13 protein-coding genes are annotated in these 16,719 nt (G+C 47.0%); 9 read left to right on the top strand and 4 right to left on the bottom strand.

The features are described 5' to 3' along the window. Positions 1 to 850: 850 nt before the first annotated feature. Positions 851 to 1,435 (bottom strand): response regulator, encoded by a 585-nt coding sequence (locus OS112_05710; protein WAC06123.1) that lies wholly within the window; start codon positions 1,433 to 1,435, stop codon positions 851 to 853. A 327-nt stretch (positions 1,436 to 1,762) separates the two neighbouring features. Between OS112_05710 and OS112_05705 the strand changes: the two genes are divergently transcribed. Continuing rightward, complete coding sequence (locus tag OS112_05705) at positions 1,763 to 3,601, top strand: PAS domain S-box protein (GenBank protein ID WAC06122.1); 1,839 nt, start codon at positions 1,763 to 1,765, stop codon at positions 3,599 to 3,601. Positions 3,602 to 3,622: 21 nt separating this feature from the next. Here OS112_05705 and OS112_05700 read toward each other — a convergent pair whose 3' ends face one another. Continuing rightward, a complete protein-coding gene (locus tag OS112_05700; protein ID WAC06121.1) occupies positions 3,623 to 4,411 on the bottom strand; it encodes a response regulator in 789 nt (262 codons plus the stop codon). A 380-nt stretch (positions 4,412 to 4,791) separates the two neighbouring features. On the opposite strand from OS112_05700, the gene OS112_05695 reads away from it, so the two are divergent. Further along, on the top strand, positions 4,792 to 6,837 hold the full coding sequence (locus OS112_05695) for a PAS domain S-box protein (GenBank protein ID WAC06120.1): 2,046 nt from the start codon (positions 4,792 to 4,794) through the stop codon (positions 6,835 to 6,837). A 418-nt stretch (positions 6,838 to 7,255) separates the two neighbouring features. On the opposite strand, the gene OS112_05690 is transcribed toward OS112_05695, so the two are convergent. Next, positions 7,256 to 8,002: a hypothetical protein gene (locus OS112_05690; protein ID WAC06119.1), complete on the bottom strand. Its 747-nt coding sequence runs from the start codon at positions 8,000 to 8,002 to the stop codon at positions 7,256 to 7,258. A gap of 227 nt (positions 8,003 to 8,229) precedes the next feature. Here OS112_05690 and OS112_05685 point away from each other — a divergent pair, with 227 nt between their 5' ends. The 7 genes from OS112_05685 (at position 8,230) to ilvD (ending at position 15,887) form a co-directional block, all read left to right on the top strand. After that, a complete protein-coding gene (locus OS112_05685; protein WAC06118.1) occupies positions 8,230 to 9,525 on the top strand; it encodes an S-layer protein in 1,296 nt (431 codons plus the stop codon). 202 nt (positions 9,526 to 9,727) lie between these two features. Further along, positions 9,728 to 10,420 (top strand): energy-coupling factor ABC transporter permease, encoded by a 693-nt coding sequence (locus tag OS112_05680; GenBank protein WAC06117.1) that lies wholly within the window; start codon positions 9,728 to 9,730, stop codon positions 10,418 to 10,420. After that, positions 10,417 to 10,722 carry an energy-coupling factor ABC transporter substrate-binding protein gene (locus OS112_05675; GenBank protein WAC06116.1) on the top strand — a complete coding sequence of 102 codons (306 nt, stop codon included), beginning with the start codon at positions 10,417 to 10,419 and terminating at the stop codon, positions 10,720 to 10,722. The genes OS112_05680 and OS112_05675 overlap by 4 nt, the downstream gene beginning before the upstream one ends. 25 nt (positions 10,723 to 10,747) lie before the next feature. After that, complete coding sequence (cbiQ, locus tag OS112_05670) at positions 10,748 to 11,536, top strand: cobalt ECF transporter T component CbiQ (GenBank protein WAC06115.1); 789 nt, start codon at positions 10,748 to 10,750, stop codon at positions 11,534 to 11,536. Between the two features lie 10 nt (positions 11,537 to 11,546). Next, on the top strand, positions 11,547 to 12,749 hold the full coding sequence (locus tag OS112_05665) for an ATP-binding cassette domain-containing protein (protein ID WAC06114.1): 1,203 nt from the start codon (positions 11,547 to 11,549) through the stop codon (positions 12,747 to 12,749). 10 nt (positions 12,750 to 12,759) lie between these two features. Beyond that, complete coding sequence (locus OS112_05660; GenBank protein ID WAC06113.1) at positions 12,760 to 14,088, top strand: cobyrinate a,c-diamide synthase; 1,329 nt, start codon at positions 12,760 to 12,762, stop codon at positions 14,086 to 14,088. A 155-nt stretch (positions 14,089 to 14,243) separates the two neighbouring features. After that, entirely contained in the window at positions 14,244 to 15,887 is a 1,644-nt protein-coding gene (gene ilvD / locus OS112_05655; protein WAC06112.1) for a dihydroxy-acid dehydratase, read from the top strand. A 67-nt stretch (positions 15,888 to 15,954) separates the two neighbouring features. On the opposite strand, the gene OS112_05650 is transcribed toward ilvD, so the two are convergent. After that, positions 15,955 to 16,716: a DUF4013 domain-containing protein gene (locus OS112_05650; protein WAC06143.1), complete on the bottom strand. Its 762-nt coding sequence runs from the start codon at positions 16,714 to 16,716 to the stop codon at positions 15,955 to 15,957. Positions 16,717 to 16,719 lie beyond the last annotated feature (3 nt).

The raw sequence follows: 16,719 nt of genomic DNA, 5'->3' as shown, positions 1-16,719 counted from the left end.
ATCCGGGCTGAGATCGTGCCCGCAATTAGCGCTATTTACGTCCTGACTTTTACGTCGGAGAAATGGTGAAAAAGTGCGAATTATTACCGCTTTTTCGCGAATTATGCCCGGAATCCGGGGCCGGATGATGTATCAGGGACACCCCCCAGATAATGCCACCGTCGGAGAGTGCAGTCCGGAAAAGTACTGCTCTCTCCCAGGCTTTTCTCAGCTCCCCGTACATATGGGTTGTCAGACACTTGCCTGACCTATACCCAAAATCCACGTCGGAGTCCGTCGATGGAAAAATACGGATCTTACCCCCAAAATAGGGGTTCTTTCTGTTTTCACGGGCTATAGTCCGATCCGGCCCGAGATCGTGCCCGCAATTAGCGCTATTTGCGTCCTGAATTTTACGTCGGAGAAATGGTGGAAAAGTGCGAATTATTACCGCTTTTTCGCGAATTATGCCCGGAATCCGGGCCCGGACCGTGCTTCCGGGACAATCTCCGGATCATGCTACCGTCGGAGAGTTCCCTTATGCAAAGTGTTGAAAATGTGCCTCAGTTCTCAGGCTCATAATACCAGTTCTACAGGAAACTATAGTGGGGGATATTCCTGCCGTTGAACCATTTTGAACGGGATTTTTTGCGGCGATAATTTTTAGCAATTAAATTTTTTTTCAAATTTTTGATTTTTTTACGCGTGATTTTTTCAATTAAAATATTTTGTGATTGAAACTTTTCAGCCGGTTTTTTGGCGAAAAAAATTTTTACCGGAGATTTTCACGCCCCGGTTTTTTAAAAAGGAAACAGAAACCCAGGGAAAGCACACACGTTATCTAAGAAAGTCAGACGTAGTATTGCCCGGTTTACGATGCGGGTTCGCTGACGTGGTACTTGTTTTGCAGGAAGCGTAACCGTTCATCCTTTTCTGCAAGCACTTTATCGATTGTATCTTTCTGGTGACCAATGATCTTCTGCATGGTTTTCCCGGAAGTGATTGAACGCTTCAGGTTCCGGTATTCTTCAAGAAACGATGCATCGGCACCGGCAGATTCAGCTTTTGCGAGTTCGAGGGCTATCGATTCCTGGTCCCGGAAAAAATTCCGGACCATGGATGTCAGACCTTCCATAGTCACGGGTTTAATGGTATAGTCCTCGATATCGTCCATATGTGAGAGTATCTCATCCCATGTGGGTGGTTTTCCGGTGAGCATGATAACCGGAACAGGTTTTGTCCGGGCATTGTTTTTGATCCGTTTTAAAGTTTCCCACCCATCCATCGGTTCCATCATGATATCGAGTAGTATGAGGTCCGGAATTGATGTTTTTAAAATTTCAAGGCATTGCGAGCCTCCCCCGGCCTTCGTCACTATATGACCCTTGCGGGTGAGGACAATATCAAATAGTTCGACAAGGTCAGGGTTGTCGTCCACAACGAGGATTTTGGGCATACACACTCTCTCTGACTTTTTCTCTGTTCATATTTAAAGGATTTTTTAAGGGCGTTACGGGGTAAGGCTTTAAATTATTGTTTACATTACCGGCATATACAGTCTGTGGCTCCTCTCCCAAAAGGTAATTTTTAAAATTTAAGACAATTAAATTATGAATGTCCCATCCGAAGTATAATTTAAAAGATCCTGTCAAAGAAGGCAAACTGCTATATAATAATGATGAGTACGATTCATCGTTCCACGAATAAAACCTTGAAAGTCTTTTTTGGGATCAGGTTTTGATTCTTAAAAAAGATGACAGCAGGGACTAAAAGGAGATAATTAATGGAGAAGCGATCGATCCTCATTGTTGAGGATGAACGGATTGTCGGCGAGGATATGCGGGAAGCGCTCCTCCATTTCGGGTATGATGTTCCGGCTATCGCTATTACCGGAGAAGCTGCGATAAAAGAAGCAGGTGAACACCGCCCCGATCTTATCCTGATGGATATTTTCCTTGCAGGACCGATGAACGGTATTGAAGCCGCGGAAAAGATCGGCCCGTTGTATGACATACCTATCATCTTTCTGACAGCTTTTGCCGACGCTCAGATTGTCGAGCGTGCCAAGGTTACGGCACCTTACGGGTACATCCTCAAACCCTATGATGAACGGGAGCTCCGCACTTCGATCGAGATTGCCATCTATAAACACGCCCTGAATAAAAAATTAAAGGAGAGCGAGGAACGGTACCGCGGTTTTGTCCAGAACTTCCTTGGCATTGCATTCCGGCTCAATCTCGATTTCTCCCCTGTATTTTTACATGGGGCAACAACATCCATAACCGGGTTTTCCGAAGAGGAATTCAAGGCGCAAACCCCCTCATGGGAAAGCATCATCCATACTGAAGACGCACGCGCGGTGCGGGAACAGAACCAGAAGATCAGGGCAGTCTCCGGCTATTCAGGTTCACGGGATTACCGGATTGTTCGCAAAGACGGATCAGTACGGTGGATTCTTGAACTTGTCCAGACAATTGCAGATGCTTCGGGCAATCCGCGTTATATTCAGGGCGCGCGGTACGATATCACGGAACGACGCCAGGCAGAAGAGTTATTAAAAAAGATGAATGAGGAACTGGAAAAAAGGGTACGTGAACGGACAGAGTCCCTCAACCAGCAGCTCCAGTTCCTCCAGCAGTTGATCGATACAATCCCCAGCCCGATTTTCTACAAGGATCCCGAGGGCTTCTATATCGGGTGCAACAATGCCTTTGAGTCCTATACCGGTTTTTCCAGAAAAGAGATTGTCCATAAAACAGATGCAGAACTCCTGCCAAAGGATCTGGCCGAAATTTCCCAGATGAAGGATGCATTCCTGTTGAAAAACCGTGGGATCCAGGTTTACCAGGCCAAGTTTTTGCACGGAGACCGGTCCATCCGCGATGTGATCTTCAAACGGGCAACGTTCAATAACCCTGACGGGACTATCGCAGGACTGATCGGTGTTATGCTGGATATTACCGAGCGTATTCATGCAGAAGAAGCCCTGCAGGAAAGTGAGCAGCGGTTCAGGGCAGTTGTCCAGGACCAGACAGAACTGATTTACCGGTTCAGGACTGATCAGACCGTCGTGTTTGCAAATGAGGCATTCCTGACCTATTTCAATAAAAAAGCTGCAGACACCATCGGGTATATTTTCAGGCCATCAGTGCACCCGGATGACCGGGCAAAAATCAGGGAGCATTTTGAGTCCCTCAGCGTCGAAAATCCGGTTGCCTCTATCGAGCACCGTATTATCATGCCGGATGGTTCAGAGCGGTGGCAGCACTGGAACAACCGCGCTTTCTTTGACCGTAACGGTCTTGTTACCGAGTACCAGTCCGTAGGGCGAGACACCACCGAACGCAAGGAGATTGAAAGGATCCAGAAGGAGACCTACGAGCAGATCGAGAACAACCTCCAGCAGTTTGCAGTTCTCAATGACCATATCAGGAATCCCCTGACAGTCATTATGATGCTTGTGGAGATGGGAGCGTGCTCAAATAAAGATAAGATCTTAAAACAGGCGCTTGAAATTGACCGGATCATCAACTTACTGGACCGCGGCTGGCTTGAGTCGGAAAAGATCCGGACGTTTCTTAAAAAATATTATGATATCGGATCGGGAAATTCAAAAAAGTAGTGCTTATACAGACTAACAGAATTATTTTTTTAAGGATATCTGATCCACGTTACCCGCCGCATGTTCCTTTAACAGGAGAACGATGAATTTATGTTCACCGGAGTCGTCTTTGACAAGTCCCGTTTTCAGGTCAACCCTCCGTGTCTTTCCTCCTTTGGTCTGGATAGTGGCAACGGGAGGAAGGTAGTTTATAGCGCCAAGTGAGAGCATCCGGGAAAGGGTGTCATCAATGATATCGTCCACCTGGGAAACACTGATATTTAAGATATCAAAAACGTTCCTCCCGATGAGCTCATCGCTTTTCCATCCGGTCAGCGTTTCTGCAACCGAGTTGAGGTACACAACTTTACTATTCATATCAATGATAATCCCGGTATCAGGAACCTTGGTGAGCAGCAGTTCGAGATTTTCCCTGTATGTTCCGATCCGGTCTTTTAACCGCCGCTTGTAAATTGCAAACTCAATATTGGAATAGAGTTCACGGGGATTGTAGGGTTTTACAAGATAACTGTGGGACCGGGTCTTTAATGCCCGGTTTACGGTTTCGTCATCGGCATACGCGGTTAGGTAAATGACCGGGACATCGGAAACTTCATTGATCTTCTCAGTTGTCTGGATACCGTCCTTATCCCCCTTGATATGAATATCCATGAGGATAACATCAGGACGCAGCTCGGTTGTCATCCTGATCGCTTCATTGCCGGTGATGGCAATACCCACAACCATATACCCCATCTTGTTCAGTACTGCCTGCAATGAAAGTGCGACAACACCCTCATCCTCGACAATCAGTATTTTTTTTGGCTGCATAACAATCATCCCGGCACGGGTTTATTCAAACATTTTGAAGTGTCCCGGTTTACGATATCAGGTATAACGATGAGAACCTATTTATATTTTTCAAATATCAGCGGACAGATCCGGAATCCATCTGTGATGAAGAGGATTCCCTTTTTAATCTTTATTTTTTAAAAATCCTCGGGTGTTCACGTCCTGTCATCATCGGGTACCGGAGTTCGAAACTTTTAGCGCGTTCTCTGATTTCAGGCACGAACAGGTATATTTAATAAATCTGCTCCTGCAGATATCACCATAAAGAATATCGGGTTATCAGGTACCATTTTACCCGTGAGCTGCGAAAGGAACGAAAGGTTCCGGACCTGCTCTGGTCCCGAAGTTCAGGTGTTATCATGAAAAATATATCATGGTGGAAACTTTTCTGGCTCTACATGATTGTTCTTTTTACATGCGAGATAATCGTCGTAACATTTTTTTCTTTGTCCAGCGGAATTTTGGAGATTTTTCCTTACTTGTATATTCTCCCAATTGTCCTGCTTGCACGGCTTCACCCGCGTTTTGCCATATATTTCACGATCGTTCTGGGATGGATTTACCTTGGGCTTGTGTATTTTTACGGCCCTCACGATATCAGGTTGTTTGCCACCAGTGTCGCATGGTTCTATATCTTTGTCACAATTGGTGTTGTCATCTCCTCCATGGCAGACAGCCTCAAGCAAGATAAAATATTCCGTGAGATCTTTACAAATTCACAGGCAGGAATATTCACCTTTGATCTGGAAACCGGTCTGATCAAGGAGATCAACAAGAGAGCCGCACATCTGTTTGGGTATGAACCCGATGAACTACATAATACATCAATCTCGAAGATCTGGCCCGATGCTCAGGAGCGCGAAGGGTTCATCTCACGGTTAAAATCAGAGCACCAGATCACTGATACCGAAATAGTATTCTCCCGAAAAGATGAAAAAATCCTCTGGGCGCTGTTTACTGCATCCATTGGCACCGAGTCCCTCGTGGTCTGTTCTGTTCTCGATATTACAGAACGGAAACGGATGAAGGATATCATCGATGAATCGGAAATACGGTACCGGACCCTGTTTGATTCCGCAAGTGATGCAATTTTCATCCATGACCTTGACGGCAGAATTTTTGAGGCAAACCAGATTGCATGTGACAGATTGGGGTATACCCGCGAAGAAATTGTTACATTAACATTTAAAGATCTTGACGATTTGGCATATTCCCATATGCAGGCAAACCTGATCAAGAACATTCACGACCCTGTCACCACGATTTTTGAGACTGTTCACCGGAGCAGGGATGGTCGCCTGATCCCAATTGAAGTGAGCAGCCGCTCTATCCAGTACCGGGGCGGTAGTGCCATTATGAGTATGGTACGGGATATCACTGACCGTAAACAGGCAGAGGTTGCAGTCATGGAGAGTGAGAAACGATATCGCATGGTAGGTGAACTAATCCCCTATGGAGTCTGGATGTGTGATTCCCAGGGCAGTTTCACATTCCTTTCTGATTCATTCCTTGACCTGCTTGGGCTTACTCTTCCCGAGTGCAGCTCATTTGGATGGGTGCAACGTATTCCCCCGGCTGATCGGGAGCGCACAATATCAGACTGGAAGCAGTGTGTGCAGACCGGTTGTATCTGGGATTACGAATACCGCATAATCGATCGTGCCGGAAAGGAACAATTTATCCTTTCACGCGGTTCCCCCCTTTATGATGAACAAGGACGGGTAATCTCATGGGTCGGTATCCACCTCGACATCACTGAACGGAGGAGATATGCAAACAGGCTCGAGGCATCACTCCGGGAAAAAGAGGTAATCATTAAAGAGGTCCACCACCGGGTAAAGAACAACATGCAGGTCATCTCCGGTTTCCTCCAGTTGCAATCGAATTATATCAATGACCCGGTTGCCATTGAGAAACTCAACGAGAGCCAGCGTCGTGTGAAAACCATGTCGCTGGTTCATGAGAAACTTTACCAGTCCAAGAGCCTTGAGTTCATCAATACAGCTGATTATATCAAAAGTCTTGTTTCTGACCTCATGGATTCGTATTCCATCAATACGGCCGTCGATGTCAGGGTGAATGTCGATAATGTCAGTGTCAACCTTGATACAGCTATCCCCTGCGGTCTGATTATCAATGAGCTGATGACAAACTCTCTCAAATACGCCTTCAAAGACAGATCTGCAGGTACGATCTCGCTGGATCTGCACCTCGGCACTGACCACAAGTTTACGCTCATAGTTGCAGATGACGGTGCGGGATTGCCCGCAGATTATGACTCCAGGAGTACGGCAACCCTGGGAATGCAGCTTGTCAATGTCCTTGTGCGTCAGATTGGAGGAGAGATGAAGGTTACAAGTGAGAAGGGGGCACGGTTTGAGATTGTGTTTCCGGAGAAATTCTGAATAAAACAAGACTTTTGCTCTTTGTGATATATAAGTGAAAAAATGGTATAAATAACCTAATCTGCCCGTTATTTTTCATTTTTAAAAACGCAATTTTTTGACATGATTAAAACAGGAGATGATCTAGGGATTAATAAATGGGGATTCCTCTATAACATTCACCCGGCATCATGTTTTCAACTGAAAGATAAATCTATCGAATAGATCACTGTTACGGTAATTATACCTGAATTCCGGTTCTTTGAGGCAGAGCGGGAATTTACCCGGGACAACCCCGTGATATTTCATCAGAATCTCTTTGACAAAAGGACCAGAATCCATTGATATTAATGCAGACTTTTTTTATTCGTGAATTTTTTAATCCGATTAAATTTCTAATTCTTGGTAATGGATAATATTAAGCAATCATCTAAAAAGGTTATCCTGGATAAGAAGGGGTGGGGGTTGCAGTGGCATAGGATAGAGAATCCCGAGGTTGCCCCTCAAAATAAACACATCTGTCATTATACAAATCTTGTGGGTTATCAAAATTACCTTCGGGTTTTACCCATACATTCGTGGTCGCGGTAATATCATTACCTTTCAATTCAATCAGAAAATCATCTCGTTTTAGAGTTTTCAAAGTTCGATTTAAGTATATCCCGTAGCTTTTACCAAACCCACTCTGTTCATAAATTACACCACTCTGTTTGTTCCGTATTGTTACTTCAAACCAGGAAACGGGACTATAATCAGACCATTCAATTGTAATATCTTCTTTTGTTCCAGAACGGGATGAAATAACTTTGGTTTTGGTTATATTTGTCGGGATGACAGAAAATGTGATATACATCGGTGGAGTTGTCAGATTATAATTAAATGCAGTTGTGTTGTATGCGTATACTTCTGTTGTGGTATAAATTGGACAATACAAATCAGCGACATATGTTGGCGCCGGAGTGAATATGTTATATCCTTGACCCATGGTTGTTTCAGTCTGGAATGGAGTAGCCTGAGTTACGTACATTGCGGTTGTTGTACTTGTCCCAACACCTTGCCCGTCACCAGATTGAGATGAACCCGGGGGTGATGATGAAGAACCGGGTTTCGGAGGTGCAACGCAGCCCGCGATACACAGGGAACAGACCATGAAAATAATAAGTATTTTTGCTTTCAGGTTTTTCATTACACGTTATTACAAATCACGATATTTATGTTTATTCACCCGTTTTCGCACATTTTCTTTTTGTCACAATCTTTCTAATAATTTGAAAGTATGCATGATTAGACATTATTTTATTCACGTTTCAGATGAGCGATAAAGAAAAATTTTCAAATACCACAGTACCAAACGATCATCCTATCAACTACTACATCAAACAATTTTGCGATATTCATTATAATGAGGTTAAAATGAAAATTGCAGGTAAGTGGATTATCATCTTTGCGGTATTTTGTGCCTTATTGATGACTCACGTATCGGCAGGGACCAAGTATATGTCAGGGAGCCCCCAACTCTCGGCATATATCTCAGGTACTAACGAGTTCTCCCCCGGTTCCGACGCTACCCTTACCATTGTCATTGAGAACAGCGGGCTGAACGAATTCAAGATGATCCAGTCCGGCTTTATTGACCGTGATGACCTTCCCAACACCGCCAAACTTCTTATGGTGTCATTGTCGGCGGGGGATGCCCCGCTCATCGTCAAATCGGATCCCCAGATGGTTGGTGATCTTAAAGGTGGAAATACGGTGACGAGCAGCTTTAATATTAAGATTTTGTCGGATGCCCGGTCGGGAACATACACCCTTCCTGTCGATATCAGGTATACCTACCTGCAGTACGCTGAACAATACGGGACCGATGCAATCCAATATTACTACAAGGCAACCAATGCAAACGTGCCCCTCATAATTAAAATTAAGCCCGACATCTCCATTGATGTATTGTCGGCGCAATCCGATCATCTCAACGTGGGAACCGAAGGCTACCTGAATTTAAAGATAAAAAATACCGGCTACGAGGACGGAACAAAAGCGGTTATAAAGGTCATCCGCAACGGTAACAGCCCTGTCATTCCTACCGACAGCAGCGTATATGTCGGCGATTTCCCTTCGGGTTCCACCGTGGATTGCAGGTACAAAGTATCGGTGGCAAAAGATGCAGAGCGTTCCATATATCCTGTCGACGTTGCGGTGGTCTACGTGAACAAAGACGGCGATACAGTTACTTCACGCAGCGACACCATCGGGGTACCTGTCAGCGGAAAAATCGATTTTGCAATCATCTCTGCACCCGCCGAGATGAACCCGGGGAACAAGAAAGTAATCTCTGTGGAGTATAAAAATACCGGCGATACAGCCGTATATTCTGCCCAGGGGCGGATCAGCGCGGTGAACCCGTTCACCAGCAATGATGATATTGCATATCTGGGGGAGATCAAGCCCGGTGAATCCGTGACAGCATCGTACGAGATGAGCGTTGACCGTGCTGCAACTGTCAAGGAATATGGCCTTGACTCTGAAATCCGTTACCGCGATGCACTCGATAACTCGTACATATCCGATACCATGAAGGTTCGGGTTAACGTCACGGCACAGACCGGGATTTCGGCTCTTTTATCAAACCCAATCATGGTGAGTGTCATTATCGCTGTAATAATCGGGATTGTGTATGCGGTATATAAATTCAGGAAAAAGGGTATTTGAACTTCACTACAATTTTCCAGGATAATTGATCCAAGTATAATCAAATTATTTTTTTCTTTTTTACTGCTCTCTGATTTTTATATGTTGCCAGTTACAAAATGAACCCAAAAATCAAACTGAAAATAAAATATAAATACTCATGAGATAACCTAGTTAACTAAAAAAAAATTACATTAAAACAAATTAAGTTGAGTTGAAATTTATGCATATCATGGAAGGTTTCCTGCCCTGGCAATGGTGCATCGTGTGGTGGCTTATCGCCCTGCCCTGCCTTGCATTTGGTGTTCATAATCTGAAAAAAGTCATGGATGAAGATCGTGAGGCGCTCCCCCTGCTGGGAGTAACCGGTGGATTTATTTTTATTTTATCATCGTTGAAACTTCCATCTGTTACCGGGAGCTGCTCCCACCCGACAGGGACCGGTCTCTCCGCAATCTGTTTCGGGCCATGGATCACCTCGGTGATATGCGCTATTGTGCTACTGTTCCAGAGCCTCTTTCTGGCTCATGGCGGGCTCTCGGTGCTCGGCGCAAATATTTTCTCGATGGGCATTGTCGGCCCGGTTGTCGGCTATATCGTATACCGGGCGCTCAGGGATACAACGGTCAATATATACCTGACGGTTTTTCTCGCAACTGCACTTGCCGATATGTTTACGTATGTGACAACCTCCCTTGAGCTTGCGCTTGCGTATCCCGCTGAGATTGGCGGTGTTGGCAGCTCGTTTGTTTTGTTCATGGGGATATTTGCGGTGACACAGGTGCCGCTTGCGATCGTCGAAGGGATCGTCCTTGCACTGGTCTTCAAGTACATCATAGCCCTCAAACCCGACATATTGGTGCGGCTGAAGATCTTCTCTGACGCCCAGATCAATGCTGCACGGGGAGATGCATGATGGCACACCGGTACATGCTGGAGATCCTCACTGCAGGTGCGATCATCGCATTCTGCCTTCTGTTCCTGTATACAAGTTCAGTCATAAAAGGCGCAGAATTTGCCGGTTCAGATAACGTGGGTTCGGGACTTATCGCAGAATTATCCGGAAAATCCGTTGATGATTTCGCCCCCCTAATCCCCCAGTGGGAGCCGCCAAGCGGGGAGATCGAAGCCTGCCTGTTTGCCCTGCAGGCCGCTGTCGGGGGTATTTTTGTGGGCGGGGTATTTGGTTTCTGGATGGGGCAGAAGAAGAAAGCCTAATCGGCACAGCGGAAGATATAGATCCATGTTTGATGAGCTGCTGGAAGATATCGCCCAGAAAAACGGCCTCCGGGAAGTAAACACCTCTGTCAAGCTGGCAGCCGGTCTTCTGGGGATCTTTCTCTGTCTGATTTCATCAGGATATCCTGCCCCGCTCATCATCGCTCTCATGTTATCCGCTGCAGTGATCCTGCTTGCAAAGGTTGATTTGAAGACCTATGCGGAACTATTCATTGTCCCGTTATGGTTTGCCATCTTTAGTGCTGCTGTCATCGTTCTGATCTCGGGCGGGGACCATGTGTACTGGAGTTGGAGCCCCCTGCCATATCTCTCGCTATCCGTCAGCCGCGGGAGTATCAATGATGGTTTTTTTATCCTCTGTCGTGTGATTGGGGGTATGTCAGCAGTCTGTTTCATTGCGCTCACCACTCCCATGACCGATCTCTTCATCGTGATGAGGAGGTGCAGGGTCCCGGATTTTGTGATCGATCTTGCCATGATAATCTACCGGACCATCTTCATTCTTATTAACCAGGTACGGCAGATCCACAATGCGCAGGTGATGCGCCTTGGCTATTCAACATGGCGTGAATCCATCCACTCTTTTGCATCCATGTGCGGTGCTGCATTCATTGCGAGCTGGGACGCAGGAGAAGACCTGATACGGGCCATGGATGCACGCTGTTATGACGGGAAATTTGCACTGCTGGGAGAGACCCGGCCAGTTGAGCGTATACCGCTGATTGCCGTTATTGTTTTTTTTTCATTATCATTGGCGGTTGTGATTTTTTCAAGGGATATCACCCTGATATAGGACGTATAGCATGAGCAGCATCATCCTTGAAGCACGGGATATCCGGTATCGTTACCCCCGTGGCATGGAGGCGATCTGCGGGATCAGTTTTCATGTTAAAAAAAGGGAGAAGATCGCACTTGTCGGACCCAACGGTGCAGGTAAATCAACACTCCTCGCGATGCTTAACGGGATGATCCGCCCCGACTCAGGAATATTGCTCTTTGACAATGAACCAATCCGGTATGATAAATCATCCTTGCGGATTCTGCGCAAACGTGTCGGTTTTGTTCTCCAGAACCCGGACCGGCAGATCATTGCACCTACGGTTTACCAGGATGTTGCATTCGGGCCGACCAATCTCGGTTATCATGAACGCGAAGTTAAGGAAGCAGTCACTTTAGCCCTGCACCATGTCGGGCTGGAAGGATTTGAACGTCGTCCCCCCTATCAGCTTTCGGGCGGGGAAAAGAAGCGAGTGGCAATTGCCGGGGTGCTTGCGATGGATCCCGACGTGCTTGTGTTTGACGAACCTACAACCGGCCTGGATCCCTCCGGTTCGGAAGATATAATGGAACTGCTGGATGAACTGCATCACGGAGGAAAAACAATCATTATATCCACTCATGATGTCGAACTTGTCTACCCGTGGGCTGATCGTGCCATACTGATGCTTGAGGGAAAAATCCTGCGGGAAGATATTCCCGAAGTGGCATTTGGCAATCCGGAATGCGTGCGAAAGGCGCATCTTTCCCTGCCCACCCTCCTTGAACTATATACCGAGCTGAAAATACGTGGTTTTCCAATGCCTCAAAAGAAACCCCGGACGGTGCTGGACATGATGCATATCATCGAAACTTTGTTCCAGAAAACCTGCAGCCCGGTCAGCCCTGGAGTGATAACGATCTGCAATGTCGATAAGGATAATCAGGAATCATTGGCGGCATGGTTTACCTCTAAACCAAAATTATCTGTCGGAGCAATGGGAACCCGTGCGAAACAAATGGCATTTTATGAAAATATACGGCTTGATTTTACCTATGGAGTCATTGACAAATGCATTCTTAAGGCACTTTTGGGAGAGGATACCCTAATTATGACGACAGAAAGCATGGTTGATCGAGTGTATAAACGGGTAGAATCCTATGGAAAAGAAAGCGGTATGCAGATCGCAGTTAAACCACTGACCAAGGGAATTGTTCAGAAAACCGATGAATTTCAGCAGCAACCATGACAAGGCAACTATGATAAAGATACCACGAATTGTGATTGCAGGGACGCATAGCGGCTGCGGGAAGACAACCGTCGCGACCGGTGTCATGGCTGCATTAGTTGCACGGGGATTGCAGGTTCAGCCATTCAAAGTTGGTCCGGATTTCATCGATCCAACGCACCACACGAAGATATGCGGACGGACATCCCGCAATCTTGATCCGTTCATGATGGGAGAGGAAGGGATACAGGACACCTTCCTGCGCGCAACCGCGGGTGCTGACATTGCAGTTATTGAAGGTGTCATGGGATTATATGACGGGATTGATGGGACCGAACGTTCAAGCACCGCCCATGTGGCCTCAATACTTGACGCGCCTGTTGTCCTTGTAGTTGACGCCAAAGGGATGTCGAGAAGTGCACAGGCGCTGATCCATGGTTTTTCAACATTTCATCCATCATTGAGTATTGCGGGCGTTATCTTCAACAGGATTGGAAGTGACCGGCACCGTCAGATGATCGCGTCCTCCCTTTCTGTACCGGCTTTTGGCTGGATCCCGATAAAAGAGCAGATCGTCCTGAAAAGCCGGCACCTCGGGCTTGAGATGGCGCACGAAACCGGCGCCCGGTCCGAAATAGGTACAGTCATCAGTGAAAATTGTGATCTTGATGCTATGCTGAAGACTGCCCGGGATGCACCACCTTTTTTTGATGAGCCACGTAAAATTAAAAACCGATCTCCTCTTGTGAAAATCGGGGTGGCATGGGACCCGGCATTCTGTTTTTATTATATGGACAACCTTGACCGGCTCCGCTTTGCCGGTGCCGATCTGGTGTTTTTCTCACCACTTTGTGACAAGTTACCCGATGTGCAGGGGTTGTATATTGGAGGGGGATATCCTGAGCTGCACCTTTCAGGGCTGAGCTCATCCCCCTGCCGGCTGGATATCAGAAAAGCTGCAGATGCGGGTATGCCAATCTATGGAGAATGTGGCGGTCTTATGTACCTTACAGACGAGATAGTGTCAGATCAGACTTACCCGTTGTGCGGGGCATTATCAGCTACCACAGAGATGACAAAAAAGCTGCAGGCGCTCGGGTACGTGCAGGGAGAGAGCATTGGAGGACGATCATTTCTCAAACCCGGTCTGCCCCTGTTCGGACACGAGTTCCATTACTCAAAAATAGTTGCCCAACCTGATGCCCGGTACGCGTTCCGGCTTGTCAGGGGAAAAGGTATTGCAGATGGAAACGACGGGCTTGTTAACAACAATACAATCGGAACTTATACTCATGCTTATTTCTCAGGTGTTTTTATCAAAAATTTATTAGACAATATGAAGAAGTGGGAGACTGCCTGACAATAAGTCGGGCATCCTGTTGTTTTTGTTTGGTCCTGATTATTTTATAGAATTTTTGTCGCACTCTTTTTAATAATTTTTAAAAAAAAACTCGTGCTGGTTTTATACGAGCGGATACATATATACCGGGTAAAGACAGCAAAAAAAGGTGAGCTATGCGCAGTGACGAAATCAAATCCGGTTATTCGCGGGCACCAAACCGCTCGCTGCTCCGCTCTTTGGGTGTGACCGATCGCGAAATGGGCCAGCCGTTTATCGGGATTGCCAATGCATACAACACTATTGTTCCCGGGCATGTCCACCTCCGGCAGCTCGCTGAGAAAGTCAGGGAAGGGATTGCGGCCGCGGGTGGAGTGCCGTTTGAATTTGGCACCATCGGGATCTGCGATGGTATTGCCATGGGGCACGAAGGGATGCGTTCATCATTACCCTCACGTGAGAATATCGCTGACTCAATCGAGCTGATGGTGGATGCTCACCGGTTCGACGGGATGGTCTGTGTCGGTACATGCGACAAGATTGTACCCGGCATGCTGATGGCAGCAGCCCGGTGCAATATCCCGACAGTTGTTCTCACCGGTGGCCCGATGCTTTCCGGGTACCAGGAAGGTAAGGAGCTCTCGCTCATCGATGTCTTTGAAGGTGTGGGACGAGTAGCGGCGGGCACGATGACAGAAGAGGCGCTCTGCACGCTGGAGTGCGCCGCCATGCCCGGATGCGGGAGCTGCCAGGGATTATATACAGCAAATACGATGGCTTGCATGACCGAGGCGATGGGGATGTCGCTTTCCGGGTGTGCTGCCATCCCTGCTGTTGATGCGGCAAAACTCCGCATCGCCCGCGAGAGCGGTGAAGCGGTTCTTGCCCTTGTGAATGAGGATATCAGACCGTGCGATATTATTTCAAAAAAGAGCCTGAGGAACGCAATAAGGGTTGACATGGCGCTTGGGGGATCAACAAATACCGTCCTTCATCTCATGGCAATCGCAACCGAAGCCGGTATCCCCCTGACACTTGAAGACTTTAACACGCTTGCAGACAAGGTGCCCCATATCTGTGATATGCAGCCATCCGGCCCGCATTCAATGCAGACACTATACCGGGCAGGAGGCATCCCGGCAGTATTTGGGCAGCTTGAAAAGTACATTGATGATTGCCCCACGGTAACCGGAAAAACAACTCGTCAGATTGCCCGGGCGGCCATCATAAAAAATGAGTCGGTGATACGGAGTATTGCAAAACCTGTACATGCAGCTGGCGGGCTGAAGATTCTCAAAGGCTCACTGGCTCCTGATGGTGCTGTAGTGAAATGTGCAGCGGTGCCTGAGGCAATGTGGAAACATACGGGACCGGCGCGGGTCTTTGATGGCGAACAACCTGCGATGAAAGCGATTCTCGCCCGCAAGATCCGGGAAAGCGATGTGATCGTTATCCGGTATGAGGGACCACGGGGCGGCCCCGGGATGCCGGAAATGCTCTCCCCCACATCGGCGCTGATGGGCCTGGGATATAAAAAAGTCGTGCTCGTAACCGATGGGCGTTTTTCCGGAGGCACCCGTGGGCCATGCATCGGGCATGTTGCACCAGAGGCTGCTATCGGCGGACCGATCGCTTTTGTGCAGGATGGCGATCAGATTGAAGTCGATCTCAATAAGAAAAAAATTGACCTGCGTGTTGATGCAAAGGAGATCCAGAAACGAAAGAAGAACTGGAAGCCTCCAATAAAACCGCTCAAAGGCGTGCTTGCACGGTATGCAAAGACCGTTGAACAGGCAGATACCGGTGCGGTGCAGCGGTAATAAAAAATACTATCGCCAGACAATTTTTTTGGTAACGATACTGTCCTGTAAAAAGATATTTGTTTTATCAATGTGTCTGCCCGGACAGGTTTGATTGCACGATAACTTCCCGTTCCCCTTCATCATACACAAGTGAAGCGTACCTGCCCCCAAAAAGGATGAATGGGGGATATAATATGAACCAGATGATGAAGCCTATGAAAGGAATCATCATGACAAAATTCATTAAAAATCCATACACCATGCCGGTTACTCCGATAACGATCAGGGCGAGCAGGTAATTGATCCAGCCAATCTTCCGTATTGTGGCAAGAATTGCGCCGAAATTGAACCCTTCAGCTATGGATCCGGTGCGGGCAAACCGGACTGACCCGATGAACGAGAATATGCCGATTACAATAGCAAGGATGACTGCAAGAGCGAGGAAAATAATCATCATGCCCAGTGCAGACAGAATCTCCGGATTGGATCCAAAAAACTGTTCCAATTGGGCTTCGGACATCGTAGTAGTGTTTTCCGTAAGCAGTCCGGAGGCAAAGAGGGTTGAGAAAAATGGAAGGAATGCAGCAATGATCAGAAGTAGTACCGGTGCTGCGTAAATGATCTGGATAACGAAGAGTTTCAACCCGTCAACAAACATACTACCCCACTGTTCCAGTTCCGGTGCCGGTTTGGCACCACGATAAATCCTGACTATGTACCCTAGAATAAATGGAAAGATGATAAGGCATACTAGTAGCAGGAACCAACGTTTTGCATTACACCAGACCGCGTCTTTTGCATAAGAAAATGAATCGATAAGTATTGAACCATAATCCATGACGATCACCTG

The sequence above is a fragment of the Methanoregula sp. genome, assembly GCA_026625165.1.
Classification (GTDB): Archaea; Halobacteriota; Methanomicrobia; order Methanomicrobiales; family Methanospirillaceae; genus MVRE01.
Note: the sequence above shows the minus strand (reverse complement) of the source record. Positions and strands in the feature narration are given on the sequence as shown.